35 protein-coding genes are annotated in these 24291 nt (G+C 68.6%); 1 reads left to right on the forward strand and 34 read right to left on the reverse strand.

The features are described from left to right. Positions 1-23: 23 nt before the first annotated feature. The 34 genes from SM793_RS25495 to SM793_RS25660 all read right to left on the reverse strand — a co-directional run bounded on the left by SM793_RS25495 (position 24) and on the right by SM793_RS25660 (position 21901). Entirely contained in the window at positions 24-1700 is a 1677-nt protein-coding gene (locus SM793_RS25495; RefSeq protein WP_320440627.1) for an ABC-F family ATP-binding cassette domain-containing protein, read from the reverse strand. A gap of 41 nt (positions 1701-1741) precedes the next feature. Further along, positions 1742-2671, reverse strand: coding sequence for a tRNA pseudouridine(38-40) synthase TruA (gene truA / locus SM793_RS25500; protein ID WP_320440628.1), 930 nt, complete (start codon positions 2669-2671; stop codon positions 1742-1744). Between the two features lie 81 nt (positions 2672-2752). Then, complete coding sequence (gene rplQ, locus SM793_RS25505) at positions 2753-3232, reverse strand: 50S ribosomal protein L17 (protein ID WP_266269899.1); 480 nt, start codon at positions 3230-3232, stop codon at positions 2753-2755. A gap of 127 nt (positions 3233-3359) precedes the next feature. Next, complete coding sequence (locus tag SM793_RS25510) at positions 3360-4382, reverse strand: DNA-directed RNA polymerase subunit alpha (RefSeq protein ID WP_030393313.1); 1023 nt, start codon at positions 4380-4382, stop codon at positions 3360-3362. Between the two features lie 133 nt (positions 4383-4515). Next, positions 4516-4923 carry a 30S ribosomal protein S11 gene (rpsK, locus tag SM793_RS25515; RefSeq protein WP_014136257.1) on the reverse strand — a complete coding sequence of 136 codons (408 nt, stop codon included), beginning with the start codon at positions 4921-4923 and terminating at the stop codon, positions 4516-4518. Between the two features lie 72 nt (positions 4924-4995). Next, entirely contained in the window at positions 4996-5376 is a 381-nt protein-coding gene (gene rpsM / locus SM793_RS25520; protein WP_320440629.1) for a 30S ribosomal protein S13, read from the reverse strand. A 172-nt stretch (positions 5377-5548) separates the two neighbouring features. After that, the gene (rpmJ, locus tag SM793_RS25525; protein ID WP_003956441.1) at positions 5549-5662 is read right to left on the reverse strand and encodes a 50S ribosomal protein L36; all 114 of its coding nucleotides are present in this window, start codon (positions 5660-5662) and stop codon (positions 5549-5551) included. A 34-nt stretch (positions 5663-5696) separates the two neighbouring features. Then, complete coding sequence (gene infA, locus SM793_RS25530; RefSeq protein ID WP_014047798.1) at positions 5697-5918, reverse strand: translation initiation factor IF-1; 222 nt, start codon at positions 5916-5918, stop codon at positions 5697-5699. 173 nt (positions 5919-6091) lie between these two features. After that, positions 6092-6535 (reverse strand): large conductance mechanosensitive channel protein MscL, encoded by a 444-nt coding sequence (mscL, locus tag SM793_RS25535; RefSeq protein ID WP_320440630.1) that lies wholly within the window; start codon positions 6533-6535, stop codon positions 6092-6094. Positions 6536-6668: 133 nt separating this feature from the next. Further along, on the reverse strand, positions 6669-7511 hold the full coding sequence (gene map, locus SM793_RS25540; protein ID WP_320440631.1) for a type I methionyl aminopeptidase: 843 nt from the start codon (positions 7509-7511) through the stop codon (positions 6669-6671). An 82-nt stretch (positions 7512-7593) separates the two neighbouring features. After that, positions 7594-8247, reverse strand: coding sequence for an adenylate kinase (locus SM793_RS25545; protein WP_320440632.1), 654 nt, complete (start codon positions 8245-8247; stop codon positions 7594-7596). Next, positions 8247-9557, reverse strand: a complete 1311-nt coding sequence (gene secY, locus SM793_RS25550) for a preprotein translocase subunit SecY (RefSeq protein ID WP_320440633.1) — start codon at positions 9555-9557, stop codon at positions 8247-8249. The genes SM793_RS25545 and secY overlap by 1 nt, the downstream gene beginning before the upstream one ends. 331 nt (positions 9558-9888) lie before the next feature. Further along, positions 9889-10341, reverse strand: a complete 453-nt coding sequence (gene rplO / locus SM793_RS25555; protein ID WP_266269904.1) for a 50S ribosomal protein L15 — start codon at positions 10339-10341, stop codon at positions 9889-9891. Positions 10342-10343: 2 nt separating this feature from the next. Continuing rightward, a complete protein-coding gene (gene rpmD, locus SM793_RS25560; protein ID WP_030251557.1) occupies positions 10344-10526 on the reverse strand; it encodes a 50S ribosomal protein L30 in 183 nt (60 codons plus the stop codon). After that, positions 10526-11146, reverse strand: a complete 621-nt coding sequence (gene rpsE, locus SM793_RS25565; protein WP_030393306.1) for a 30S ribosomal protein S5 — start codon at positions 11144-11146, stop codon at positions 10526-10528. Before rpsE ends, rpmD begins: the two co-directional genes overlap by 1 nt. A gap of 48 nt (positions 11147-11194) precedes the next feature. Further along, positions 11195-11578, reverse strand: coding sequence for a 50S ribosomal protein L18 (rplR, locus tag SM793_RS25570; protein WP_030393305.1), 384 nt, complete (start codon positions 11576-11578; stop codon positions 11195-11197). 3 nt (positions 11579-11581) lie between these two features. Further along, the gene (rplF, locus tag SM793_RS25575; protein WP_320440634.1) at positions 11582-12121 is read right to left on the reverse strand and encodes a 50S ribosomal protein L6; all 540 of its coding nucleotides are present in this window, start codon (positions 12119-12121) and stop codon (positions 11582-11584) included. 22 nt (positions 12122-12143) lie between these two features. Next, positions 12144-12551: a 30S ribosomal protein S8 gene (gene rpsH / locus SM793_RS25580; RefSeq protein WP_320440635.1), complete on the reverse strand. Its 408-nt coding sequence runs from the start codon at positions 12549-12551 to the stop codon at positions 12144-12146. A 286-nt stretch (positions 12552-12837) separates the two neighbouring features. Further along, complete coding sequence (locus tag SM793_RS25585; RefSeq protein WP_030393303.1) at positions 12838-13023, reverse strand: type Z 30S ribosomal protein S14; 186 nt, start codon at positions 13021-13023, stop codon at positions 12838-12840. A 4-nt stretch (positions 13024-13027) separates the two neighbouring features. Continuing rightward, a complete protein-coding gene (gene rplE, locus SM793_RS25590; protein ID WP_030393302.1) occupies positions 13028-13597 on the reverse strand; it encodes a 50S ribosomal protein L5 in 570 nt (189 codons plus the stop codon). After that, entirely contained in the window at positions 13597-13908 is a 312-nt protein-coding gene (gene rplX / locus SM793_RS25595; RefSeq protein ID WP_030055828.1) for a 50S ribosomal protein L24, read from the reverse strand. The genes rplE and rplX overlap by 1 nt, the downstream gene beginning before the upstream one ends. 15 nt (positions 13909-13923) lie before the next feature. Further along, the gene (gene rplN / locus SM793_RS25600) at positions 13924-14295 is read right to left on the reverse strand and encodes a 50S ribosomal protein L14 (RefSeq protein ID WP_030393301.1); all 372 of its coding nucleotides are present in this window, start codon (positions 14293-14295) and stop codon (positions 13924-13926) included. Between the two features lie 102 nt (positions 14296-14397). Further along, entirely contained in the window at positions 14398-14670 is a 273-nt protein-coding gene (rpsQ, locus tag SM793_RS25605; protein WP_030055826.1) for a 30S ribosomal protein S17, read from the reverse strand. Then, entirely contained in the window at positions 14670-14894 is a 225-nt protein-coding gene (gene rpmC, locus SM793_RS25610) for a 50S ribosomal protein L29 (RefSeq protein ID WP_049649042.1), read from the reverse strand. Before rpmC ends, rpsQ begins: the two co-directional genes overlap by 1 nt. Further along, entirely contained in the window at positions 14894-15313 is a 420-nt protein-coding gene (rplP, locus tag SM793_RS25615; RefSeq protein ID WP_030055824.1) for a 50S ribosomal protein L16, read from the reverse strand. The genes rpmC and rplP overlap by 1 nt, the downstream gene beginning before the upstream one ends. Positions 15314-15318: 5 nt before the next feature. Continuing rightward, positions 15319-16143 carry a 30S ribosomal protein S3 gene (gene rpsC / locus SM793_RS25620; RefSeq protein ID WP_320440636.1) on the reverse strand — a complete coding sequence of 275 codons (825 nt, stop codon included), beginning with the start codon at positions 16141-16143 and terminating at the stop codon, positions 15319-15321. Further along, positions 16143-16490 (reverse strand): 50S ribosomal protein L22, encoded by a 348-nt coding sequence (rplV, locus tag SM793_RS25625; RefSeq protein ID WP_030055822.1) that lies wholly within the window; start codon positions 16488-16490, stop codon positions 16143-16145. The genes rpsC and rplV overlap by 1 nt, the downstream gene beginning before the upstream one ends. A 57-nt stretch (positions 16491-16547) precedes the next feature. Next, entirely contained in the window at positions 16548-16829 is a 282-nt protein-coding gene (rpsS, locus tag SM793_RS25630; protein WP_030055821.1) for a 30S ribosomal protein S19, read from the reverse strand. An 11-nt stretch (positions 16830-16840) separates the two neighbouring features. Next, positions 16841-17677: a 50S ribosomal protein L2 gene (rplB, locus tag SM793_RS25635; protein ID WP_320440637.1), complete on the reverse strand. Its 837-nt coding sequence runs from the start codon at positions 17675-17677 to the stop codon at positions 16841-16843. A 36-nt stretch (positions 17678-17713) separates the two neighbouring features. Continuing rightward, positions 17714-18034: a 50S ribosomal protein L23 gene (gene rplW / locus SM793_RS25640; protein ID WP_030393296.1), complete on the reverse strand. Its 321-nt coding sequence runs from the start codon at positions 18032-18034 to the stop codon at positions 17714-17716. After that, positions 18034-18711 (reverse strand): 50S ribosomal protein L4, encoded by a 678-nt coding sequence (rplD, locus tag SM793_RS25645; RefSeq protein ID WP_266269906.1) that lies wholly within the window; start codon positions 18709-18711, stop codon positions 18034-18036. Before rplD ends, rplW begins: the two co-directional genes overlap by 1 nt. A 5-nt stretch (positions 18712-18716) precedes the next feature. Beyond that, complete coding sequence (gene rplC, locus SM793_RS25650) at positions 18717-19364, reverse strand: 50S ribosomal protein L3 (RefSeq protein ID WP_320440638.1); 648 nt, start codon at positions 19362-19364, stop codon at positions 18717-18719. 14 nt (positions 19365-19378) lie between these two features. Then, positions 19379-19687, reverse strand: coding sequence for a 30S ribosomal protein S10 (rpsJ, locus tag SM793_RS25655; RefSeq protein ID WP_012785157.1), 309 nt, complete (start codon positions 19685-19687; stop codon positions 19379-19381). Positions 19688-20086: 399 nt separating this feature from the next. After that, positions 20087-21901 (reverse strand): hypothetical protein, encoded by a 1815-nt coding sequence (locus tag SM793_RS25660; RefSeq protein WP_320440639.1) that lies wholly within the window; start codon positions 21899-21901, stop codon positions 20087-20089. 508 nt (positions 21902-22409) lie between these two features. On the opposite strand from SM793_RS25660, the gene SM793_RS25665 reads away from it, so the two are divergent. Beyond that, positions 22410-24122: a hypothetical protein gene (locus SM793_RS25665; protein WP_320440640.1), complete on the forward strand. Its 1713-nt coding sequence runs from the start codon at positions 22410-22412 to the stop codon at positions 24120-24122. Positions 24123-24291: the final 169 nt, after the last annotated feature.

The raw sequence follows: 24291 nt of genomic DNA on the forward strand, positions 1-24291 counted from the left end.
GGAACCGTCTCCCGGGCCTCTGATCAGCGGTCCCGCTCGACCCGGCCGACGTCCCAGACCGGCTCCGGGGACTCGTAGACCCGGCCGTCGGCGCCGAAGACCAGGAAACGGTCGAAGGTCCGGGCGAACCACCGGTCGTGGGTGACACACAACACAGTGCCGTCGAAGGCCTCCAGCCCGGCCTGCAGCGCCTCGGCGCTCTCCAGGTCCAGGTTGTCCGTCGGCTCGTCGAGCAGCAGCGCGGTGACGCCGGACAGCTCCAGCTTGAGGATCATCAGCCGGGCCTGCTGCCCGCCGGAGAGCGACTCGAACTTCTGCTCCTCCTGCCGGTCCAGCTCGTACCGGCGCAGCACGCCCATCGCGGCGCCGCGGCCGAGCGCGTGCTCCTCCTCGACGATCGAGCGGACGGTGCGACCGAGCAGCTCGGGGTGCGCGTGGGTCTGCCGGAAGTGGCCGGGCACCACCCGGGCGCCGAGCTTCCAGGACCCGGTGTGGGCCACCGTGCCGTCGCCCGCCAGCAGCCGCAGGAAGTGCGACTTGCCGGAGCCGTTGGACCCCAGCACCCCGACCCGCTCGCCGTAGAAGACCTCCAGGTCGAAGGGCTTCATCAGGCCGGTGAGCTCCAGCTGCTCCATGGTGAAGGCGCGCACCCCGGTGCGCCCGCCCTTGAGCCGCATGGTGATGCTCTGCTCGCGCGGCGGGGCCTCGGGCGGGCCGGCGTCCTCGAACTTCTTGAGCCTGGTCTGCGCGGCCGCGTAGCGGGAGGCCATGTCGTGGCTGATCGAGGCGGCCTGGCGCAGGTTGACGACGAGCCGCTTGAGCTTGGCGTGCTCCTCGTCCCAGCGGCGACGCAGCTCCTCGAAGCGCTCGAAGCGGGCCTTGCGGGCCTCGTGGAAGGAGTCGAACCCGCCGCCGTGCACCCAGACGCTGGAGCCGGCCGCGCCGGACTCGACGCTGATGATCTTCTCGGCGGTGCGGGACAGCAGCTCGCGGTCGTGGGAGATGAACAGCACGGTCTTCGGGGTGGCCCTGATGGCCTCCTCCAGCCAGCGCTTGCCCGGCACGTCCAGGTAGTTGTCCGGCTCGTCGAGCAGCAGGACCTCCTCGGGGCCGCGCAGCAGCGCCTCCAGGACGAGCCGCTTCTGCTCACCGCCGGAGAGCGTGTTCAGACCGCGCCACTGGGCCTTGTCGAAGGGCATCCCGAGGGCCGCCATGGTGCAGACGTCCCAGTCGGTCTCGTAGTCGTAGCCGCCGACGTCGGCCCAGTCGGAGAGCGCCTGGGCGTAGGCCATCTGCGTCTTCTCGTCGTCCTGGGCGATCATCGCCAGCTCGGCGGCGTCGACCGCGCGGGCGGCCTTGGCGATCCGCGTGGGGGCGACGGAGACCAGCAGGTCGCGGACCGAGGCGTCGGCGGGCAGCGCGCCCGGGCCCTCCTCCTCGTCACCGGCCTTCTTCTGCTCCTCGCGGCCGGTGGTGCCGACGAACTGGCGCATCACGCCGAGCCCGCCGCTGATCGTCACCGAGCCGCCGTGCGGCTGGAGGTCGCCCGCGATCATGCGCAGCAGCGTGGTCTTGCCCGCGCCGTTCGCGCCGACCAGCGCGACGGCCGCCCCCTCCCCCACCCGGAAGGACGCGTCGTCGAACAGCACCCGCCCGTCCGGCAGGTAGTACTCCAGGTGCGAAATCTCGACGTGTCCCATGGGGGAGATTGTCCCAAGCCGTCGCCCCGGACCCAAATGGATTAGAGCGGCCCGGGGCCTGACGGGGCGGTGGGGGCGCCGGGGAGGGTGCGCATCCGGCGGGCGGCGCGGTTGCGCTCGGCGAGCAGGTCGTCGGCCGGATAGCCGACCTCCTCCAGGGTCAGTCCGTACGGCCGGATCACGTTGACGGCGGAGTTGCGCACCCCGCCGGCCAGCACCTCGCCGGGGAACTCCACCGGCCGGTGGCCGTCGCCGACCAGCAGCATCGCGCCGACCAGGGCGCGCACCATGTTGTGGCAGAAGGCGTCGGCCCGCACGGTGGCGACCGCGAGCGAGCCCTCCTGGGACGCGTAGCCGTCCACCGGGACCCGGTCCCAGCGCAGCTCCAGCAGGGTGCGGATGGTGGTCGCGCCCTCGCGCTTCTTGCAGTACGCCGCGAAGTCGTGCTCGCCGAGCAGCAACCGGGCGGCGGCGTTCATCCGGTCCAGGTCGAGCGGCCGGTCGTGCCAGAGCACATGGCCGCGCAGCAGCGGGTCGACCCCGCCGGGATGGTCGGCGACCCGGTAGGCGTAGCGGCGCCAGATCGCCGAGAAGCGGGCGTCGAACCCGGCCGGGGCCTCTGCCACCCGGTAGATCCGGACGTCACCGGGCAGCCGGCCGGCCAGCCGGCGCATCAGCTTCTCCCGGTGCGCCTCCCACAGCTCGGCCGGCAGGTCGACGTGGGCGACCTGGCCCCGGGCGTGCACACCGGCGTCGGTGCGCCCGGCCACGGTGAGCGGGTGGAGCTCCTGGCTGCGGGTGACGATCTGCAGCGCGGTCTCGATCTCCTCCTGGACCGTCCGCCGGCCGCCCTTCTGCCGGGCCCAGCCGGAGAACTCGGCGCCGTGGTAGGCGAGGTCCAGCCGGACCCGGACGTACCCGTCGGCCGGGCCGTCCTTCACCGGCGGCCGCTCGGCGCAATCGTTGACCACTGCTCTCCACTCCCTGGACAAAGAGGAACGGGCCCGCTCCCCCACGGATGGGGAAGCGGGCCCGCAACACACCTGGTGGTGTCAGGCCTGCTCGGCAGCCTCGGCCTCGTCGGCCTTGGGGGCCTCGACCTTGGCCTCGTCGGCCTCCTTGACGGCGCGCTTGGTGGCGGCCTCGGCCTCGCCGACGGCGTTCTGCGCGACGGTCAGCGACTCGACCAGCTCGATCACGGCCATCGGGGCGTTGTCGCCACGACGGGGACCGATCTTGGTGATACGGGTGTAGCCACCCGGGCGGTTCTCGTAGCGCGGCGCGATCTCGGTGAAGAGGGTGTGCAGCACCGAGATGTCGGTGATGGTCTTGCGCACCAGGCGACGGTTGTGGATGTCGCCCTTCTTCGCCTTGGTGATCAGCTTCTCCGCCAGCGGGCGCATCCGACGGGCCTTGGCCTCGGTCGTGGTGATGCGGCCGTACTGGAACAGCTCACGGCACAGACCGGCGAGCAGCAGCGGCTCGTGGTGCGGGCCGCCGCCGAGGCGGGCACCCTTGGTGGGACGCGGCATGGAATTACTCCTCGAATCTCCGACTGCGGCCGTACCAGGTACCGCAGCGGGCGTGCGGACACTGTGCCCGCACGACTTTCACGACGACGGGGGCGGTTCCGGGGAACCGCCCCCGCGGTCAAGTCTCTCAGTACTGCTCGGTCTCCGCGTAACCCGCGTCGTCCAGGTCGTCGGCGCCGAAGGCGTCGGCGGCGGCGGTCGGGTCGAACCCGGGCGGGCTGTCCTTGAGGGCCAGGCCCATGCCGGCCAGCTTCGCCTTGACCTCGTCGATCGACTTCGCACCGAAGTTGCGGATGTCGAGCAGGTCGGCCTCGGAGCGGGCGACGAGCTCACCCACGGTGTGGATGCCCTCGCGCTTGAGGCAGTTGTAGGAGCGGACCGTGAGCTCCAGCTCCTCGATCGGCAGCGCCAGGTCGGCGGCCAGGGCGGCGTCCGTCGGGGACGGGCCCATGTCGATGCCCTCGGCGTCGATGTTCAGCTCGCGGGCGAGGCCGAACAGCTCCACCAGGGTCTTGCCGGCCGAGGCCATGGCGTCGCGCGGACGCATGGCGGGCTTGGTCTCGACGTCGACGATCAGCTTGTCGAAGTCGGTCCGCTGCTCGACACGGGTCGCCTCGACCTTGTAGGTGACCTTCAGCACGGGGCTGTAGATCGAGTCGACCGGGATGCGGCCGATCTCCTGGCCGGAGGCCTTGTTCTGGACGGCGGAGACGTAGCCGCGACCGCGCTCGACGGTCAGCTCCATCTCCAGCTTGCCCTTGCCGTTCAGGGTGGCGAGGATCAGCTCGGGGTTGTGCACCTCGACACCGGCCGGCGGGGCGATGTCGGCGGCGGTGACGACACCCGGGCCCTGCTTGCGCAGGTACATCACGACCGGCTCGTCGTGCTCCGAGGAGACGACCAGCTGCTTGATGTTGAGGATGAGGTCGGTGACGTCCTCCTTGACGCCCGGCACGGTGGTGAACTCGTGCAGGACACCGTCGACGCGGATGCTGGTGACAGCGGCACCCGGGATCGAGGAGAGGAGCGTGCGGCGCAGGGAGTTGCCGAGGGTGTAGCCGAAGCCCGGCTCGAGCGGCTCGATCACGAACCGCGAGCGGAACTCGTCGACGACCTCTTCGGTCAGCGAGGGGCGCTGAGCGATCAGCATGGTGTCAGATCCTCCATAGATCTTCGGCACCCACTATTTGATGCCGAACAGAACCAGCGTACGGGGTCCCGTCCGAAACGGGACCCCGTACGAGGTTTAAAGCGGGTACTGCGAGCCCGGAAGGGCCCCCGCGTCAGACGCGGCGGCGCTTCGGCGGACGGCAGCCGTTGTGCGGGGTGGGGGTGACATCCTGGATCGAGCCGACCTCCAGGCCGGTGGCCTGGAGCGAACGGATCGCGGTCTCGCGGCCGGAGCCCGGACCCTTCACGAAGACGTCAACCTTGCGCATGCCGTGCTCCTGCGCGCGACGGGCAGCGGCCTCGGCGGCCATCTGCGCGGCGAACGGGGTGGACTTGCGCGAGCCCTTGAAGCCGACGTGGCCGGCGGAGGCCCAGGAGATCACGTTGCCCGAGGGGTCGGTGATCGAAACGATGGTGTTGTTGAACGTGCTCTTGATGTGCGCGTGGCCGTGAGCGACGTTCTTCTTTTCCTTGCGGCGGATCTTCTTCGCGCCGGCAGCCTGACGACCCTTGGGGGGCATAAGTCTGTTCTCCTACTGAGGTGGTCGGTCCGCTGACCCGCGGGCCGGAGGGATGTCCGGTTACGGGACGGACTACTTCTTGCCCGGCTTCTTCTTACCGGCGATCGCGCGACGCGGGCCCTTGCGGGTACGCGCGTTGGTGTGGGTGCGCTGACCGCGGACCGGCAGGCCGCGGCGGTGACGCAGGCCCTCGTAGCAGCCGATCTCGACCTTGCGGCGGATGTCGGCGGCCACCTCGCGGCGGAGGTCACCCTCGACCGTGAAGTTGGCGTCGATGTACTGGCCCAGCTTCACCAGGTCGTCCTCGGCGATGTCGCGAACGCGGACATCGGGGTTGACACCGGTCTCGGCGAGGGTCTGCTGGGCGCGGGTACGGCCGATGCCGTACACGTACGTAAGGGCGATCTCGATCCGCTTCTCACGGGGGAGATCAACGCCGGCGAGGCGTGCCATTCAAGGCTCCTGTGTTTTTTCAGAGGTCTGGCGAGCCATCTACTCCGACACCTCACGGTGAGGGAGCCCCGGCCTCTGACCGGGGGCGGCAGTCCGTCTGGGACGGATCGGATGGCCCGCTTATGACGTTTTTCGCGTCGCGCGAAGTACTACGAGAAATGCTGGAAAGAGATCAGCCCTGGCGCTGCTTGTGGCGCAGGTTGTCGCAGATCACCATGACCCGGCCGTGACGGCGGATCACCTTGCACTTGTCGCAGATCTTCTTGACGCTCGGCTTGACCTTCATGGTTCAGGTTCTCCGGGTCTAGATCTGACGTTGCTTACTTGTAGCGGTAGACGATCCGGCCACGCGTCAGGTCGTAGGGGCTGAGCTCCACCACGACCCGGTCGTCCGGCAGGATGCGGATGTAGTGCATGCGCATCTTGCCACTGATGTGCGCGAGGACCTTGTGACCGTTCTGCAGCTCGACCCTGAACATCGCGTTCGGAAGAGACTCGATCACGGTGCCCTCGATCTCAATGGCGCCTTGCTTCTTAGCCATGAACTGCGAGATCCACCTTCCGGGACCGGCTACCGTATGCGGCACGCTCGTGCGAACCTGGGTCCACCCCGACCCCAACGAGGGGGAAGAGGGCGTGCTGGAGCACGCTACGAGTGAGCCGACGGTCCATCCTACGCCAGCACGAGGGATGCACCAAAACGGGGGTCCCCCGGTCAGCGGCCGGTCTTGGCGGCCGGAACGACCGCGACGACCAGCGGCTCGACGTGGGCGGTGCAGGCGGAGCAGCGGCGGGCGGCCTCGGGGATCTCGGTCAGGCACTCCGGGCACGGACGCTTCGGGGTCTTCGGCTTCTTCGGCAGGTACCGGGCGGTCGCCTTGGTCACCGGCAGGACCACGCAGAAGTAGAGCACCGCGGCGGTCATGAAGAACGCGATCAGCACGTTGAGGAACTGCCCGTACGGGAAGGTCACCCCGGCGATGGTGGCCTTGTACAGGCCGAAGTCGCCGGCGGCACCGACTCCCACGCCCACCAGCGGGGTGAGGAAGGCGGACACGAAGCCGGTCACCACCCCGGTGAACGCGGCACCGATGACCACACCGACCGCCATGTCGACGACGTTGCCGCGCATCATGAAGTCGCGGAATCCCTTGAACACTGCACTCTCCTCGCTCGAAGCCACTGCTACTGCCACTGCCACTGCCAGCGCATAAAAATAGGACAAAAGCCCTGGAGGTCCAAACCTCCAGGGCTCCGCTCCTTCTCCGGGCCGGCCGTCGGCCGGCTGCGGACTACCGGCCGAGCGGGTCCGGCGCGGCCGTGACACCCAGCCTGGCCAGCATCTCCCTGCCGCCGTCGAAGGCGGTGAGCACCAGCGGGCCCTCCTCGGTGACCGCCACCGAGTGCTCCCAGTGCGAGGCCCAGGTGCCGTCGTTGGTGACCACGGTCCAGTCGTCCTCCAGCACCGAGGTGTGCGGGGTACCCAGCGAGACCATCGGCTCGATCGCCAGCACGGTGCCGGGGACCAGCTTCATCCCCTTGCCCCGGCCGCGCTCGACGTAGTTCAGCACGTGCGGCTCCATGTGCATCGCGGTGCCGATGCCGTGGCCGCCGTAGCCCTCGGTGATGCCCCACTTGCCCTTGGGCGGCAGCGGCTGGCGGCGGATGAAGCCCTCGATCGCCTTGGAGACGTCGACCAGGCGGTTGCCCTTGCGCATCTGGGCGATGCCCGCCCACATCGAACCCTCGGTGACCCGGCTCAGCATCTCCACCTCGGGGCTCACCTCGCCGACCGCGACCGAGATCGCCGCGTCGCCGTGCCAGCCGTCCAGGATCGCGCCGCAGTCGATCGAGATGAGGTCGCCCTCCTGGAGCACCCGCTCGCCGGGGATGCCGTGTACGACCTCGTTGTTCACCGAGGCGCAGATGACGCCCGGGAACCACAGACCGCCGTGGTCCGCCCGGAAGTTCGAGGTCGCACCGTGGCCGGTGATGACCTTGTCCGCGATGTCGTTGAGCTCCTGGGTGGTGATTCCCGGGACCACCGCCTCGCGGCACGCCTTGAGCGCCTCGGCGACGACCAGTCCGGCCGCTCGCATCTTCGCGATCTGCTCGGAGGTCTTGATCTCCACCATCTGGTCAACGCCTTCCTTGGGTTCCCGCGCGGTCCTTGCCGGCGGCCGTGCACTCGTTCCACCGTACGGCGTCGCTGAAAACTCAGCTGTCCTGCTTCAGCGCCTCGATCGCGCGCGCGGTGACCTCGTCCACCTTGCCGAGCGCGGGGATCGTGGCGATCAGACCCTGCTGGCGGTAGTAGTCGATGATCGGCTCGGTCTCCGTGTGGTAGACCTCCAGCCGGGTCCGCACCGCTTCCTCGGTGTCGTCCGAGCGCTGGTACAGCTCGCCGCCGCACTCGTCGCAGACGCCCTCGGTCGTCGGCGGGTTGTAGACCGCGTGGAACACGTGGCCGCCGTCGTTGCGGCACAGCCGGCGGCCGGCGATACGGCGGACGACCTCGTCCTCGGGGACCTCCAGGTCCAGCACGCCGTCCAGCGCGATGCCCTGCTCGGCGAGGAACTCGTCCAGCGCCTTCGCCTGGCCCAGGTTGCGCGGGAAACCGTCCAGCAGGAAGCCGTTGGCGGCGTCCTCCTGGAGCATGCGGTCCTTGGCCATCCCGATGGTGACCTCGTCGGGCACCAGGCGGCCCGCGTCCATGTAGCTCTTGGCCTCGACACCCAGCGGGGTGCCCTGGCCGATGTTGGCGCGGAACAGGTCGCCGGTCGAGATGTGGGGAATGGACAGGGTCTTGGCGAGGAGGTGCGCCTGAGTACCCTTCCCGGCCCCGGGGGGTCCGACGAGGACGATACGCATCAGCGGAGGAACCCTTCGTAATTGCGCTGCTGGAGCTGGCTCTCGATCTGCTTAACAGTTTCGAGTCCGACGCCGACGACGATGAGCACGCTGGTGCCGCCGAACGGGAAGTTGGTCTGCTGTCCGAAGGCGACCAGGGCGATCATCGGGATCAACGCGATCAGGCCCAGGTAGAGCGAACCCGGCCACGTGATGCGGGTGAGCACGTAGTTCAGGTACTCGGCCGTCGGGCGGCCGGCCCGGATGCCCGGGATGAACCCACCATACTTCTTCATGTTGTCGGCAACTTCTTCGGGGTTGAAGGAGATCGCGACGTAGAAGAAGGCGAAGAAGACGATCAGCAGGAAGTACGTGGCCATGTAGACCGGGTGGTCACCGCGGACGAAGTGCTTGGTGACCCAGACCGCCCAGCTCGACTGACTGCTGGTCAGCTGGACCACCAGGGCGGGGATGTACAGCAGCGACGAGGCGAAGATGACCGGGATGACACCGGCCTGGTTCACCTTGAGCGGGATGTACGTCGATGTCCCGCCGAAGGCCCGACGGCCGATCATCCGCTTCGCGTACTGGACCGGGATCCGGCGCTGGGCCTGCTCGACGAAGATGACGAGCATCACAACGATGACGCCGATCGCGATGACCGAGAGGAACTCGACCCAGCCGCCGCCGATGGTGCCGGACTGCTTGATCGCCCACATCGAGGTGGGGAACTGCGCGGCGATCGAGGTGAAGATCAGCAGCGACATGCCGTTGCCGATACCCCGGTCGGTGATGAGCTCACCGAGCCACATGATCACCGTGGTGCCGGCGGTCATGGTCAGGACCATCACGGCGATCCGGAACACCCCGGTGTCCGGGACGATCTGGTTGGCGTAGACGCATCCGGAGAAGAGGGCGCCGCTGGACGCGGTCGCCACGATTCCGGTGCCCTGGAGAACCGCCAGCGCGATGGTCAGATAGCGGGTGTACTGGGTGATCTTCGCCTGACCGGCCTGCCCCTCCTTCTTCAGCGCCTCGAGTCGTGGGATCACGACCGTGAGGAGCTGGAGGATGATGCTCGCCGTGATGTACGGCATGATGCCGAGGGCGAAGATCGTCAACTGGAGCAGAGCGCCACCGGAGAACAGGTTCACCAGGCCGAAGAGCCCGTTGTTCTTGGTCTCCTTGATGCAGGCGTGAACCGCCTCGAAGTCGACCCCGGGTACGGGAACGTGCGAGCCCAGCCGGAACAGCACCATGATGCCCAGCGTGAACAGCAGCTTCTTGCGCAGGTCGGGCGTCTGGAACGCCCGCGCGAACGCACTGAGCACGGTGCCTCCTGCGCCTCCCGCACGTCGTCGGCGGGAGGGTCGGTCCTGGAATGGGGAGTTTGCGGTTCGGGCCCCGTACAGACGGCACAGGCGAGCCTGCGCGCAGCCTACAAGGGAACTCCACGGACTCTAACAGTGCGCGGCCACTCGAAAGAAGCGCGTACGCCCTCTCCCCCACTCATGGGGTACGGGATGCCCGGGTTTGCCACACAAAAGAACGAGAGCCCGTTCACCGCGATCCGGAGCGCGCCGGGGCGGGGGAAAGTCCGGAAAAGGCGTGAGCCCCGCGCCTCCCGGAACGGGAGACGCGGGGCTCACGAAGTCAGCGGGCTCAGACGAGCTCGGTGACGGTGCCGCCGGCGGCGACGATCTTCTCGGTGGCGGTGCCGGAGACGGCGTCGACCGTCACCTGCAGGGCAACCGAGATCTCGCCGGTGCCGAGCACCTTGACGAGGGAGTTCTTGCGAACCGCGCCCTTGGCGACCAGGTCCTCGACCGTGACCGCGCCACCCTGCGGGTAGAGCTCGGCCAGCTTGTCGAGGTTGACGACCTGGAACGTGATCTTGAACGGGTTCTTGAAGCCCTTCAGCTTCGGCAGGCGCATGTGGAGGGGCATCTGGCCACCCTCGAAGCGCTGCGGAACCTGGTAGCGGGCCTTGGTGCCCTTGGTACCACGACCAGCGGTCTTACCCTTGGACGCCTCGCCACGACCCACGCGGATCTTGTCGGTCTTGGCACCCGGGGCGGGACGCAGGTTGTGGATCTTGATCGGGTTCTCGCCCATGATCAGTCCACCTCCTCAACCGTCACGAGGTGACGAACGGTCTGGGCCATCCCGCGGATCTCGGGACGGTCCTCCTTCACCACGACGTCGTGCATGCGCTTCAGACCGAGCGAACGCAGGGTGTCACGGTGATTCTGCTTGCTGCCGATGTACGACTTGGTCTGCGTGATCTTGAGGCGAGCCATCAGGCGCTCACCCCAGCAGCACGCGCCCGCAGCAGAGCGGCGGGGGCCACGTCCTCCAGCGGCAGACCACGACGGGCCGCGATCTCCTCGGGGCGCACGAGGCCCTTCAGAGCGGCCACGGTGGCGTGCACGATGTTGATCGCGTTGTCCGAGCCGAGCGACTTCGACAGGATGTCGTGGATGCCGGCGCACTCCAGGACGGCGCGCACCGGACCACCGGCGATAACACCGGTACCGGGGGCGGCGGGCTTCAGGAGCACAACGCCGGCGGCCTTCTCACCCTGGATCGGGTGGGGGATGGTGCCCTGGATACGGGGGACCTTGAAGAAGTTCTTCTTGGCCTCCTCAACACCCTTGGCGATGGCGGCCGGAACCTCCTTCGCCTTCCCGTAACCGACACCCACGGTGCCATCGCCATCGCCCACCACGACCAGCGCGGTGAAGGAGAAACGACGACCACCCTTGACAACCTTGGCGACACGGTTGATCGCGACGACGCGCTCGACGTAAGCGGTCTTCTCGACGGCGGGGGCATTGCCCCGGTCGTCACGCTTACGGTCGCGCCGCTCGCCACCGGTGCCGCCGCCGGCGCCGCTACCGCGGCGCTGGGGTCCAGCCATTGGAATTACCTCTCTCGATTACGTCCGCCGACAGAGTCGACGAGCGGCTTAGAAGTCGAGCCCGGCCTCGCGGGCCGCGTCCGCCAGGGCGGCGATGCGGCCGGCGTACCGGTTGCCCGCGCGGTCGAAGACGACCGACTCGATGCCGGCAGCCTTGGCGCGCTCGGCGACCAGGCTTCCGACCTTCTTGGCCAGCTCGGTCTTGTCGCCCTCGGCGCCCTTGATGGACACGTCGAGGGTGGACGCCGACGCCAGGGTGTGGCCCTTGGCGTCGTCGATGACCTGGGCGACCATGTGACGGTTCGAGCGCGTCACGACGAGGCGCGGACGCACCTCGTTGCCGACGACACGCTTGCGAACCCGGATCGCGCGGCGCTTGCGAGCGGCGCTCTTGTAGGCGTTGCCCTTGCCGATCTTGACAGAGACACTCATCGCTTACTTACCACTCTTTCCGACCTTGCGGCGGATAACCTCGCCCGCGTACTTGACGCCCTTGGCCTTGTACGGGTCGGGCTTGCGCAGCTTGCGGATCTTCGCGGCGACTTCGCCGACCTTCTGCTTGTCGATGCCGTCCACGTGGAACTTGGTGGCCGACTCGACGACGAAGGAGATGCCCTCGGGGGCCTCGACGAGGATCGGGTGGCTGTAGCCCAGCTGGAACTCCATGTTGGAGCCCTTCGCCAGAACTCGGTAGCCGACACCGCTGATCTCCAGCGACTTGCGGTAGCCCGCGGTCACACCGGTGATCATGTTCGCCACCAGCGTGCGGGTCAGGCCGTGCAGGGCCTTCGACTGACGCTCGTCGTTGGGGCGGGTGACAGCCAGAATGCCGTCCTCGCCCTTGCCGATCTCGATCGGCGCGGCGACGACGTGGGTGAGGGAGCCCTTCGGACCCTTCACCGAGACCGTCTGGCCCTCGATGGTGACGTCCACGCCAGCGGGGACCTGGATGGGCAGCCGTCCAATGCGCGACATTGCTGTACCTCCGTTTCCCGAATTACCAGACGTAGGCGAGAACTTCTCCGCCTACGCCCTTCTTGGCGGCCTGCTTGTCGGTCAGGAGGCCGGAGGACGTGGAGATGATCGCCACGCCCAGGCCGCCGAGAACCTTCGGCAGGTTGGTGGACTTTGCGTAAACGCGCAGACCCGGCTTGCTGATGCGCTTGATGCCGGCAATGGAGCGCTCACGGTTGGGGCCGAACTTGAGCTCGATGGTCAGCTTCTTGCCGACCTCGCCCTCAATGGGCTCCTCAACCTTGTAGGAGGAGATGTACCCCTCCTGCTGCAGGATCTCGGCGACGTGCGCCTTGATCTTGCTGGCCGGCATCGCCACGGAGTCGTGGTACGCCGAGTTCGCGTTACGCAGACGCGTGAGCATGTCTGCGATGGGGTCGGTCATGGTCATGATGGCCTCAGGCCTCTCTCGCCGCGGTTTCTCCGCGCCAGGTCCCCCTGCCGGACTCTTCCGAGTTCGTCAGGGGCACAAGCGCAGGGGACCTGCGACGTCGTAAGACTGGGTGCGAGCCCTCTCGCAAGAGGGCCACGGACATCCATGGGGAAGCCGTGGCAGGGGGCCCGACCCCACTACCTTACGGGAATCCGTACGGCAGGCCCAAAACGGACCGGTGTGGGATCGGGCACCTCTGCTTCGCTTGGTGCCTAGGGCACCTGGCTGCCCTCTTGGGGGAGGACTACCAGGAGCTCTTGGTCACGCCCGGCAGCTCGCCGCGGTGCGCCATCTCACGGAGGCAGACACGGCAGAGGCCGAACTTGCGGTACACCGAGTGCGGACGGCCGCAGCGCTGGCACCGGGTGTAGGCCCGGACGCCGAACTTCGGCTTCCGCTCGGCCTTTGCGATGAGGGACTTCTTCGCCATTGGCTCACGCCTCCTTGAACGGGAAGCCCAGAGCACGCAGGAGCGCCCGGCCCTCGTCGTCGGTCTGAGCGGTGGTCACGACGGTGATGTCCATACCGCGCTGACGGTCGACCTTGTCCTGGTCGATCTCGTGGAACATAACCTGCTCGGTCAGACCGAACGTGTAGTTTCCACGGCCGTCGAACTGCTTCGGAGAGAGACCCCGGAAGTCGCGGATTCGCGGCAGCGCCAGCGAAACCAGACGGTCCAGGAACTCCCACATGCGGTCACCACGGAGGGTGACGTGGGTGCCGATCGGCTGGCCCTCACGCAGCTTGAACTGCGCGATGGACTTGCGAGCCTTGGTCACAGCCGGCTTCTGGCCGGTGATCGCGGTGAGGTCGCGGATCGCGCCCTCGATCAGCTTGCTGTCACGAGCGGCCTCGCCGACACCCATGTTGACGACGACCTTGACCAGGCCGGGCGTCAGCATGACGTTCTCGTACGAGAACTGCTCCTGCAGCTGACCCTTGATCTCGGAGTTGTAACGCTCCTTGAGACGGGGGGTCACCTTCTCAACAGTCGTCTCAGACATCAGATGTCCTCACCGGTTCGCTTGGCAACGCGGATCTTGTTGCCCTCGTCATCGAAGCGGTAGCCAACGCGGGTGACGACCTTCTTGCCGTCCTTCTCCACGACCAGCTGGACGTTGGAGACGTGCACCGGGGCCTCGACGGTGACGATGCCACCCTGAGTGCCCGGGCCCGGCTTGGTGTGCTTCTTGACCCGGTTGACACCCTCGACCAGAACCTTGTTCTCGGCGGGCATGGCCTGGATGACCTTGCCCTGCTTGCCGCGGTCCTTGCCGGTGATGACCTGAACCAGGTCACCCTTCTTGATCTTCATGCTGTTCGCCATGAGTTAGAGCACCTCCGGCGCAAGCGAGATGATCTTCATGAACTTCTTGTCACGCAGCTCGCGGCCCACCGGGCCGAAGATGCGGGTACCGCGGGGGTCGCCATCGGTGTTCTTGAGGACGACAGCGGCGTTCTCGTCGAACCGGATGTACGAACCGTCGGGACGACGGCGCGACTTCACGGTGCGGACGACGACGCACTTGACGACGTCACCCTTCTTGACCGAACCGCCGGGGATCGCGTCCTTGACGGTCGCGACGATGACGTCCCCGATACCGGCGTAGCGGCGACCGGAACCACCGAGAACGCGGATGCAAAGGATTTCCTTCGCGCCCGTGTTGTCGGCGACTCGCAGTCGCGACTCCTGCTGGATCACAGCTTTCTCCTGATCGTCAACGAGAGCTGACGGGCCGGCCGCTGCTCACACCGGCGCCCGCGAGGGACCCGGTGCACATACGGCCGTACCGCATCAACTTCGTTACTTGGCCTTCTCGAGGATCTCGACGACGCGCCAGCGCTTCGTCGCGGACAGCGGGCGGGTCTCCGCGAGGAGGACCCGGTCGCCGATGCCGCAGGCGTTCGCCTCGTCGTGCGCCTTCAGCTTGTTCGTACGGCGGATGACCTTGCCGTACAGAGCGTGCTTGACGCGGTCCTCGACGGCGACGACGACGGTCTTGTCCATCTTGTCGCTGACGACGAGACCCTCACGGGTCTTGCGGAAACCGCGCGTCTCGTTGGTGTTCTCAGTCATCAGGCGCTCTCCACCGTCTCGATGCCCAGCTCGCGCTCGCGCATCAGGGTGTAGATCCGCGCGATGTCCTTACGGACGAGCTTGAGCCGTCCGTGGTTGTCGAGCTGCCCGGTCGCCGCCTGGAAGCGGAGGTTGAACAGCTCCTCCTTGGCCTCACGGAGCTTGGCAACGAGACCCTCGTTGTCCAGCTCGCGGAGGTCAGCAGCCTTGGTGCCGGCCGACATCAGCTCTCACCTGCCTCGCGCCGGATGATCCGGCACTTCATCGGGAGCTTGTGAGCTGCGCGGGTCAGCGCCTCACGAGCCACCTTCTCGTTGGGGTACGACAGCTCGAACATGACCCGACCCGGGTGCACGTTCGCGATCCACCACTCGGGCGAACCCTTACCGGAACCCATGCGGGTCTCGGCCGGCTTCTTGGTGAGCGGACGGTCCGGGTAGATGTTGATCCAGACCTTGCCGCCACGCTTGATGTGACGGGTGACGGCGATACGAGCGGACTCGATCTGCCGGTTCGTCACGTAGGCCGGGGTGACGGCCTGGATGCCGTACTCGCCGAACGCGAGCTCGGTGCCACCCTTGGCAGCGCCGCGGCGCTTGGGGTGGTGCTGCTTACGGTGCTTGACCCGACGGGGGATCAGCATGACGGTCAGGCCTCCGTTCCGGTGTTCTCGGCAGCCGGAGCCTCGGCGGCCGGGGCCGCGGGGGCCTCGGAACCGGCGGGGCGACGGCCACGGCCACCGCGCTCGCCACCACGGCGCTCGCCACCGCGGGCGGGACGACCACCCTCGGGACGGGCCGGGCGGTTGCCCGAGCGGGCAGCGGCGTTCTCAGCGCGGACCTCGGCGATGTTCTTGACGTCGCCCTTGTAGATCCAGACCTTCACGCCGATGCGGCCGAAGGTGGTCTTGGCCTCGAAGAAGCCGTAGTCGACGTTCGCACGAAGGGTGTGCAGCGGCACACGACCCTCGCGGTAGAACTCCGAACGGCTCATCTCGGCGCCGCCGAGACGACCGGAGCACTGGACCTTGATGCCCTTGGCGCCGGACTTCATGGTGCCCTGCATCGACTTGCGCATGGCACGACGGAAGGAGACGCGCGAGGACAGCTGCTCCGCGACGCCCTGAGCCACGAGCTGGGCGTCCAGCTCGGGGTTCTTGACCTCGAGGATGTTCAGCTGGACCTGCTTGCCGGTCAGCTTCTCGAGGTCGCCGCGGATGCGGTCGGCCTCGGTGCCACGGCGACCGATCACGATGCCGGGGCGGGCGGTGTGGATGTCGACGCGGACGCGGTCGCGGGTGCGCTCGATCTCGACCTTGGAGATGCCGGCGCGCTCCATGCCCTTCGTCATCATGCGACGAATGGCAACGTCTTCCTTGACGTAGTCCTTGTACAGCTTGTCGGCGTACCAGCGGGACTTGAAGTCCGTGCTGATGCCGAGGCGGAACCCGTGCGGGTTAACCTTCTGGCCCATTACCGGGTCCCTTCCTTGCTGCTGACGACCACGGTGATGTGGCTGGTCCGCTTGCGGATCCGGTAGGCGCGGCCCTGGGCACGCGGGCGGAACCGCTTCAGGGTCGGACCCTCGTCAACGTACGCCTCGCTGATGACGAGGTCGTCCACGTTGGAGTGGTTGTAGTTGTGCGCGGCGTTGGCGATGGCGCTGTCGAGCACCTTGCCGACCGGCACGGTGGCGGCCTGCGGAGCGAAACGCAGGACGGCCTGGGCCTCCGTGGCCGGCAGGCCACGGATGAGGTCCACCACGCGGCGGGCCTTCATGGGCGTGACGCGGATGTACCGCGCCTGGGCCCTGGCTTCCATGGTTGTCCCCTTAATGGAGTAAGTCATTGAGTCGGTCTGGCGGTGAAGCTCAGGCGACTAGCGACGCTTCGACTTGCGGTCGTCCTTGACGTGGCCGCGGAACGTGCGGGTCGGAGCGAACTCGCCCAGCTTGTGGCCGACCATCGACTCGGTGACGAACACCGGGACGTGCTTGCGACCATCGTGAACCGCGATCGTGTGGCCGAGCATGGCCGGGAAGATCACGGAGCGACGGGACCAGGTCTTGATGACGTTCTGGGTACCCGCCTCGTTCTGCGCGTCCACCTTCTTGAGAAGGTGGCCGTCGATGAAGGGGCCCTTCTTGAGACTGCGCGGCATCTGACCTGCTCCTAGCGCTTCTTGTTGGTCTTGCGGCGGCGCACGATGAGAGCGTCCGACGCCTTCTTCGGGCGACGGGTACGACCCTCCTTCTGGCCCCACGGCGAGACCGGGTGGCGACCACCGGAGGTCTTACCCTCACCACCACCGTGCGGGTGGTCGATCGGGTTCATGGCCACACCACGCACGGTCGGGCGAACGCCCTTCCAGCGCATACGGCCGGCCTTGCCCCAGTTGATGTTCGACTGCTCGGCGTTGCCGACCTCGCCGACGGTCGCGCGGCAGCGCGCGTCCACCAGGCGGATCTCGCCGGAGGGCATGCGCAGGTGCGCCATCTTGCCCTCACGCGCCAGCAGCTGAATGCCGGAGCCGGCGGAGCGGGCCAGCTTGGCACCGCCACCGGGACGCAGCTCCACCGCGTGGATGGTGGTACCGACCGGGATGTTGCGCAGCGGCAGGTTGTTGCCCGGCTTGATGTCGGCGCCAGCGCCGTTCTCGATCCGGTCACCCTGCGCGATGCCGCGCGGCGCGATGATGTAGCGCTTCTCGCCGTCCGCGTAGTGCAGGAGCGCGATGCGCGCGGTGCGGTTCGGGTCGTACTCGATGTGCGCGACCTTGGCCGGCACGCCGTCCTTGTCGTGACGACGGAAGTCGATCACACGGTAGGCGCGCTTGTGTCCGCCACCCTGGTGGCGAACGGTGATCCGACCGGCGTTGTTACGGCCGCCCTTGCTGTGCAGGGGGCGAACCAGCGACTTCTCCGGCGTGGACCGCGTGATTTCGACGAAGTCGGCCACGCTGGAGCCACGACGGCCCGGCGTAGTCGGCTTGTACTTGCGGATACCCATTTTCGTCCTCGTCTTGATCGACGATCACGGCCTCCGTCAGGAGGTCGGACCACCGAAGATGTCGATGCGGTTGCCCTCAGCCAGCGTCACGATGGCGCGCTTGGTGTCCTTGCGCTTGCCAAATCCCGTCTTGGAGCGCTTGCGCTTGCCCTGACGGTTGAGCGTGTTGACGGACTCGACCTTGACCGAGAAGACCGCCTCGACGGCCTGCTTGATCTGGGTCTTGTTGGCACCGGGCGACACGACGAACGTGTACTTGTTCTCGTCGAGAAGCGAGTAGCTCTTCTCGGAGATGACCGGCTTCACCAGGACATCACGGGGGTCCGTGAACGTCTTGCTCGTGATCTCTGCAGCCATCAGGCGGCGCTCCCTTCGAGCTCGCCCTCAGCAGCAACGGCCTTGGCGGACGCGGCGGGACCCGCCACGAAACGCTCGAAGGCGGCCTGGGTGAAGACCACATCGTCGGAGACGAGCACGTCGTAGGTGTTCAGCTGACCGGCGTCCAGGATGTGCACGTGCGGCAGGTTCCGGGCGCTCTTCAGACCCAGCTCGTCGGCACGCTCGACGACGAGGAGGATGTTCTTGCGCTCGGTGATCTTGCCGAACAGGCCCTTGGCGGCCTTGGTCGACGGCGCCTCGGCCGCGATCACGTCGGTGACGACGTGGATGCGGTTGTGGCGGGCCCGGTCGGTGAGCGCACCGCGCAGAGCGGCGGCGATCATCTTCTTCGGGGTCCGCTGCGAGTAGTCGCGCGGCACGGGACCGTGCACGACGCCACCGCCGGCGAACTGCGGCGCACGGGTCGAGCCCTGACGGGCGCGGCCGGTGCCCTTCTGGCGGTACGGCTTCCTGCCGCCACCACGGACCTCGCCACGAGTCTTGGTCTTGTGGGTGCCCTGACGGGCCGCAGCGAGCTGCGCCACGACGACCTGGTGCATCAGCGGAACGCTGACCTTCGCGTCGAAGATCTCGGCCGGCAGCTCGAGGCTGCCGGTCTTGTCGCCCGAGGGCGACAGGATGTCAATGGTGCTCATTTCCTTCACAGCCCCTTCGCCGCGGTGCGGACGAGGACGAGGCCGCCGTTCGGGCCCGGGATCGCGCCCTTGATGAGGAGCAGACCCTTCTCCGCGTCAACCGCGTGCACGGTCAGGTTCTGGGTGGTCACACGCTCGTGACCCATCCGGCCGGCCATCTTCATGCCCTTGAACACGCGGCCCGGGGTGGCGCAGCCACCGATGGAACCGGGCGAACGGTGCTTGCGCTGCACACCGTGACCGGCGCCGAGGCCCCGGAAGTTGTGGCGCTTCATGACACCGGCGAAGCCCTTGCCCTTGGAGGTGCCGGTCACGTCGACCTTGACACCCGCCTCGAACAGCTCGGCGGTGATCTCCTGGCCCAGGGTGTACTCGGACGCGTCCGTGGTACGGAGCTCGACCAGGTGGCGGCGCGGGGTGACACCGGCCTTGGCGAAGTGACCCGCGAGGGGCTTGTTCACCTTGCGGGGGTCGATCTCGCCGAAGCCGATCTGGACGGCGTCGTAGCCGGCCGGGCTGTCGGCGGTGTGGACCTGGGTCACGACATTGGGCCCAGCCTTGACGACGGTCACCGGAACGACCCGGTTGTTCTCGTCCCAGACCTGGGTCATGCCGAGCTTCTCGCCCAGGATGCCCTTAATCTGCTTAGCCATCTTCGGTGCGCCTCTCAGAGCTTGATCTCGATGTCGACGCCGGCCGGCAGGTCGAGACGCATCAGCGAGTCAACCGTCTTCGGCGTGGGGTCGAGGATGTCGATCAGACGCTTGTGAGTGCGCATCTCGAAGTGCTCGCGCGAGTCCTTGTACTTGTGCGGCGAGCGGATGACGCAGTACACGTTCTTCTCAGTGGGCAGCGGCACCGGGCCTGCGACCTGCGCACCAGTACGGATCACCGTCTCGACGATCTTCTTCGCCGAAGAGTCGATGACCTCGTGGTCGTAGGCCTTGAGCCGGATGCGGATCTTCTGTCCCGCCATGGCTACCTTGTAGTCCTTCTGTCCAGTCACTGCACGGATCTCTTCCGACCCCCGCGCTCGGGCGTGTCGCACTCGCGCTTGCAAAAAACCGGCGAATGAATCGTCGGTTTCAAACTTTCGGGGAAGGGGGGAGCCGGGCTGATACCCCGCACACGCTTCCCGGAAGATTCCCGTACTTTCGCCCCGCAGCTGCCGTGGCGTAATACACACGCTTGACGGCCATCACGGGAACGACGAGTAGATGGGACTCGCTTCCGGTCCTCCCGGCGGGAGGCGCGCAGCATCGGCACTCAACCGAGCAACTTGGACATACTGCCACAGGTGGAAGCCGGAAATCCAATCGGGGCCGGTGAGGCAGGCCTCACCGGCCCCGGTCGGGGGCGCACCCTCAGGGGCGGACTACTTCTGGGTCACCCAAGGGGCGATCCTGCCGCAGACCACGGGCCAGTCCTCGGTCGACACCCCGGCGCAGTGGAGCGTCTTCTTGTCCGGCTCCGCCTCCCAGTCCTTGACGATCGGGTCGGCGCAGGGCCGCTGCGGCGTCTCGGTCTTCACCGGGGCGAACTTCGGGCAGCTGCCGTCCTTCTTCTTGATGTTGTGCGCCCGCCAGGCGTCGATGCCCATCGTGTTGGTCTTCTCGTCCTGCGGCATGTACCGGTCCACCGACCAGGACGCGCCCATGGTGGCGAACAGCGCCAGCGCGCAGACCAGTCCGGCGGCGAGCTGCCTGGTGCCGCGGAGCGGGACGACCGGGCCCGCCGCCTCGGTGCGGCCGACCGAGCGGAACGAGCGCTCGGCCCAGCCCCGACCCCGGTCGGTGGCGGCCATCAGGCCCGTCACCGCCAGGACGATCAGGCAGTACATGATGATCCAGGTGGTCCGCGGGTAGAGCTGGACCATCTGGTCGTGCGCCATGTGCGAGGCGTAGTAGAAGCGCATCAGCCAGGCGCCGACGAGCACCGCCGCCGCCGCCCGGACCACCAGGCTGCGCAGCCCGACCCCGATGCCGATGCCGACCGCGGCGACCAGCAGCAGCGCGAAGCCGGTCTGGCCGGCCATCTCGCCCGCCTGCGGCCAGGTGTGGTACGTCTCCTGGCCGGAGCGGTCCGACAGCCAGCCGAGTACGTAGGCCGGGTCGACGTAGTTGACGATGTAGGCGTACCGGTCCGGGGTCGTCGCCCCTTCCTTGGCGATCTGGTAGAGCAGCGGCGAGCCGATGGCGCCCGCGAGGCCCACCGTGGTGCCCAGGAACAGCAGCGTCCGCCGGACGGCGCGGCCGCCGCCGCGCCAGGGGAACAGGAACAGGGTCAGCACGAAGATGCCCGGCGCCGACCAGAGGTACCAGCCCGAGTAGTAGAGGAAGAGCACACCGAAGACCACGCCGAAGCCCGCGCCGCGCAGCAGCAGCGAGCGGGTGGACAGCTCGCCGGCCCGGCGCAGCTCGCGCAGGCAGGCCGCCAGCAGCGGCAGCAGGATGATCATCGTGACGTGGCTGTAGGGCCGGATCGGGTCCAGGAACACCAGCACCGAGGGCACCGCGACGGCCAGCGCCCAGAACGGCCGCAGCATGAGCCGCCAGGCCAGGTAGCTCATCGGCCCGGCCACGGCGGTGAAGAAGATCTGCAGATCGTGCAGGGCGAAGCCCTCGCCGCCGATCCCGCCGTAGTTGAGGTCCGCCCAGAGCGCGATCAGCCCGGGGAACAGCGGCGGGTAGACGCCCGGCAGCCCCTTGTCGTCGAGGATCGACGTGGCCATGTGGATCAGCTGGCTGGGGTCGCCCTCCTGGCCGCCGAGCGGCCACGGGGTGCCGCGCAGCGCGACCACCACTCCCCCGGCGACCACGCCGGTCGCCAGGCCCGCGACCGCCCCGCAGACCAGCCGCTGGACCAGCCGGTGCCGGAGGGCAGCGCCCCGGTAGGCGGTGTAGAGCAGCACCGCGAGCAGGGGCAGGCCGAGGAGCGCCGCGTACAGCTGGATCTTCGACAGTCCGCTGACCTGGCCGATCCGGTTCAGCGGGTTCACGGAGATGCGCGTGCACAGCAGGGTGAGGAGGAGCGCGGCGGCGACGCTGACGACGGCCTCGGCGGCGATCCCGACCGAGCGCCGCTCCAGCAGGGCGGCACGGCCCGCTCTCGCGCCCGTCTCCGGCGGCGGTGCGCCGTCCCGATCGGTGCTCGCGGCGCTGTCGACCGCTTCGGGGGCCAGGTTCGTCATCTCAGTCCATTCCGTCGGGCGGCCGCGCGGGACCGCCGGAACTCGGAGGAGCGCCTCGTGGCTCCCGTGCGGTGGACGGGCCGTCGACCACGGATCCGTGCGGCTCCCGCCGGCGCGCCGCTCCCGGGGCGTCCGGTCCGAGCGGGGCGGGTGGCGCGTCGGTCCTCCCGGACCCTCCGGATCGCACCGGGAAGTCTGCCACGCGGCCCTGGGCCAGGCCAATGTGTCCAATGGGGTGACGCCCTCGCCGCCCGGCGGCGTTCCGCCCCGCCGCCGGGTCGACCCCTTGGGGCAGTCGAACGCCCGGCACGGACGAGTGTTCATCTGTGAGGCGCAACCCTTTCCCCTCCGCGGGGGTCTACACAGGTGGCGTTCGAACGGTTCCGTGCGCCTGGCAGAATCGGGGCGCGGCCCCACGGCCCGCGCCCCCGGCACACCGGCCGGCCCACGCGGCCGTCCGCCGTCGGCCCCGCACCCTGATCACTACCCCTGAAGGAACTCTCGGACAGTGACGAGCGCACCGACAGCCGCCCCCGACCTGACCAGACAGCCCCCGGCAAGCCGAGGCCGCCGCGACATCCCGGGGCCCCAGGGCCGGCCGGCCCTCTCCCTGGTCGCGGAAGGCCTGACGGCCGTGGCCGCGGCGCTGCTCATGACCGCCGCCGCGTCGACCGTCGAACTGAACCCGATGATGCGAATAGGCCAGGTCAGCGGGCTGGCGGCGCTTCAGCTCCGGCTGCTGCTGCTGCTCGGCTGCGTGCTGGTGGCCTGCGCGTTCCTGATGCGCCGCCGGCCGCTCGCCACGGTCCGCTTCGCCGCCGCCGCGGTCTCCGGCCTCGCCTCCGGCGTCACGGCCGCCGGTGTGTCGCTCGCGCTGCGCGACACCACCTGGCCGCTGAACGGCCAGAGCGGCGACGCCGGGAACCTCCAGGCCTGGGCCGCCGCCCTGATGGAGGGCAAGCCGCTCGACGGCGGCTATCCCCCGGTCTACCCGCACCTGGTCGCCTGGACCGCCGAGTACCTCACCGACGGACAGCCCGGGTACGCCCTCAAGCTGGTCGGCCTGTTGTTCGTCGCCCTGCTCGGGCCCGCCGCCTACCTGTCCTGGCGGCTGCTGCTGCCCCCGCTCTGGGCCCTGGGCATCGGCGTCACCGCGGCGCTGCCGATGATGCAGCCGTACAAGCCCTACACCAACATCGTGCTCGTGGCGTTCGTACCGGTGCTGGCCAAGCTGCTCCAGACCGTCCAGCGCGCGCCCCGGCTGACGCGCCGGAAGGCCGCCGTCACCGGCGGCCTCCTCGGCCTGATGCTCGGCCTGATGTTCATCCTCTACTCGGGCTGGTTCGTCTGGTCCGCAGCTGGAGCCGTGGTCCTCACCGCCGTGCTGCTGGTCCGGCTCCGGCGGGCCGCCGGCACCGCCGCCCTGGTCACCGCCGGGTACACGCTCGGCGCCGCCACCGCCGGCTTCCTCGCCCTGGCCGGGATCAGCCTGTTCCAGCTGCTCTCCTCGGCCGGTGCCACGGTCGACCGCTACTGCTACTTCGACACCTACACCGAGCCCACCTACTTCGCGATGTGGCGCGACGACCTGCCCGGGGCGGACGCGCTGAGCGCCTGGCCGCTGCCCGGCGAGCTCGGGGGCGTGGGCCTGTTCACGATCGTCCTGCTGGTGGGGCTCGCGGTCGCCCTGGCCCTCGGCAGCGACCGGGCCTCGGTGCTCGTCCCCGCCGCCTGCGCCGCGAGCGCCCTGCTGATGCGCTACTGGTACGCCTCGCACATGGAGAGCGACCAGGCGGTCATGCTCTACCCGCGGACCAGCGCGCAGTTGCTCCACTGCCTGCTGCTGCTCACCGGCCTCGCCTGCTTCCTGGTGGCCCGCCGCGGCACCGACGCCGGGGCCGTCCTCGGTGTGGTGCGGCTCTCCCGGCGCCCCGGCCCGCGCGCGGTGGCCGTCGGCACGCTCTGCGCCCTGGGCCTGCTGTTCGGCATGGCCGGCTCGGCCACCGCCGACAAGTACATGCCGAAGCAGGACGGCGGCACCGGCGGCCTCGCCTGGGAGGCCCAGGTCACCGCCGACTACCGCGGCCACTGCTCCGCCTACGCGCCGGGCGGCACCTGCCGGCAGCCCGCGGACCCGGCCACGGTCGGGCTGCCCGAGCCGGACCTCGGGGTCCTGACCTGCCTGCACCTCGGCCCCTTCCCGACGACCCGGAAGCCCTGAGCCGGGAAGCCCTGCTCGAAAAGCCCTGAGCCGGAAAGCACTGCTCGGAAAGCCCTGAGCCGGAAAGCACTGAGCCGGCGTCCCCGCCCGGGGCGCCGGAACGGGGGGGGGGGGGGGGGGGGGGGGGGGGGGGGGGGGGGGCGGCGGGGCCCCCGCCCCCCCCCGCCGC

The organism is Kitasatospora purpeofusca, from assembly GCF_034043715.1.
GTDB lineage: Bacteria > Actinomycetota > Actinomycetes > Streptomycetales > Streptomycetaceae > Kitasatospora > Kitasatospora purpeofusca_A.

Coding starts and splice junctions, on each gene's coding strand:
- rplD (WP_266269906.1), bottom strand. CDS start 18,711: ATGAGCACCATTGACATCCTGTCGCCCTCGGGCGACAAGACCGGCAGC.
- rpsK (WP_014136257.1), bottom strand. CDS start 4,923: ATGCCCCCCAAGGGTCGTCAGGCTGCCGGCGCGAAGAAGATCCGCCGC.
- SM793_RS25585 (WP_030393303.1), bottom strand. CDS start 13,023: ATGGCGAAGAAGTCCCTCATCGCAAAGGCCGAGCGGAAGCCGAAGTTC.
- rpsH (WP_320440635.1), bottom strand. CDS start 12,551: ATGACCATGACCGACCCCATCGCAGACATGCTCACGCGTCTGCGTAAC.
- SM793_RS25510 (WP_030393313.1), bottom strand. CDS start 4,382: ATGCTGATCGCTCAGCGCCCCTCGCTGACCGAAGAGGTCGTCGACGAG.
- SM793_RS25545 (WP_320440632.1), bottom strand. CDS start 8,247: ATGCGTATCGTCCTCGTCGGACCCCCCGGGGCCGGGAAGGGTACTCAG.
- rpsC (WP_320440636.1), bottom strand. CDS start 16,143: ATGGGCCAGAAGGTTAACCCGCACGGGTTCCGCCTCGGCATCAGCACG.
- rpsS (WP_030055821.1), bottom strand. CDS start 16,829: ATGCCGCGCAGTCTCAAGAAGGGCCCCTTCATCGACGGCCACCTTCTC.
- rpmD (WP_030251557.1), bottom strand. CDS start 10,526: ATGGCTCGCCTCAAGATCACGCAGACCAAGTCGTACATCGGCAGCAAG.
- rplO (WP_266269904.1), bottom strand. CDS start 10,341: ATGGGCGAGAACCCGATCAAGATCCACAACCTGCGTCCCGCCCCGGGT.
- rpsM (WP_320440629.1), bottom strand. CDS start 5,376: ATGGCACGCCTCGCCGGCGTTGATCTCCCCCGTGAGAAGCGGATCGAG.
- map (WP_320440631.1), bottom strand. CDS start 7,511: ATGGTGGAGATCAAGACCTCCGAGCAGATCGCGAAGATGCGAGCGGCC.
- rplQ (WP_266269899.1), bottom strand. CDS start 3,232: ATGCCGCGTCCCACCAAGGGTGCCCGCCTCGGCGGCGGCCCGCACCAC.
- rpsJ (WP_012785157.1), bottom strand. CDS start 19,687: ATGGCGGGACAGAAGATCCGCATCCGGCTCAAGGCCTACGACCACGAG.
- rplW (WP_030393296.1), bottom strand. CDS start 18,034: ATGGCTGCAGAGATCACGAGCAAGACGTTCACGGACCCCCGTGATGTC.
- rplV (WP_030055822.1), bottom strand. CDS start 16,490: ATGGAAGCCAGGGCCCAGGCGCGGTACATCCGCGTCACGCCCATGAAG.
- rplE (WP_030393302.1), bottom strand. CDS start 13,597: ATGTCTGAGACGACTGTTGAGAAGGTGACCCCCCGTCTCAAGGAGCGT.
- rpsQ (WP_030055826.1), bottom strand. CDS start 14,670: ATGACTGAGAACACCAACGAGACGCGCGGTTTCCGCAAGACCCGTGAG.
- rpmC (WP_049649042.1), bottom strand. CDS start 14,894: ATGTCGGCCGGCACCAAGGCTGCTGACCTCCGCGAGCTGGACAACGAG.
- infA (WP_014047798.1), bottom strand. CDS start 5,918: ATGGCTAAGAAGCAAGGCGCCATTGAGATCGAGGGCACCGTGATCGAG.
- SM793_RS25495 (WP_320440627.1), bottom strand. CDS start 1,700: ATGGGACACGTCGAGATTTCGCACCTGGAGTACTACCTGCCGGACGGG.
- rplF (WP_320440634.1), bottom strand. CDS start 12,121: ATGTCGCGCATTGGACGGCTGCCCATCCAGGTCCCCGCTGGCGTGGAC.
- rplC (WP_320440638.1), bottom strand. CDS start 19,364: ATGGCTAAGCAGATTAAGGGCATCCTGGGCGAGAAGCTCGGCATGACC.
- rpmJ (WP_003956441.1), bottom strand. CDS start 5,662: ATGAAGGTCAAGCCGAGCGTCAAGAAGATCTGCGACAAGTGCAAGGTG.
- rplX (WP_030055828.1), bottom strand. CDS start 13,908: ATGAAGATCAAGAAGGGTGACCTGGTTCAGGTCATCACCGGCAAGGAC.
- rpsE (WP_030393306.1), bottom strand. CDS start 11,146: ATGGCTGGACCCCAGCGCCGCGGTAGCGGCGCCGGCGGCGGCACCGGT.
- rplR (WP_030393305.1), bottom strand. CDS start 11,578: ATGAGTGTCTCTGTCAAGATCGGCAAGGGCAACGCCTACAAGAGCGCC.
- SM793_RS25660 (WP_320440639.1), bottom strand. CDS start 21,901: ATGACGAACCTGGCCCCCGAAGCGGTCGACAGCGCCGCGAGCACCGAT.
- rplB (WP_320440637.1), bottom strand. CDS start 17,677: ATGGGTATCCGCAAGTACAAGCCGACTACGCCGGGCCGTCGTGGCTCC.
- rplP (WP_030055824.1), bottom strand. CDS start 15,313: ATGCTGATCCCCCGTCGGGTCAAGCACCGTAAGCAGCACCACCCCAAG.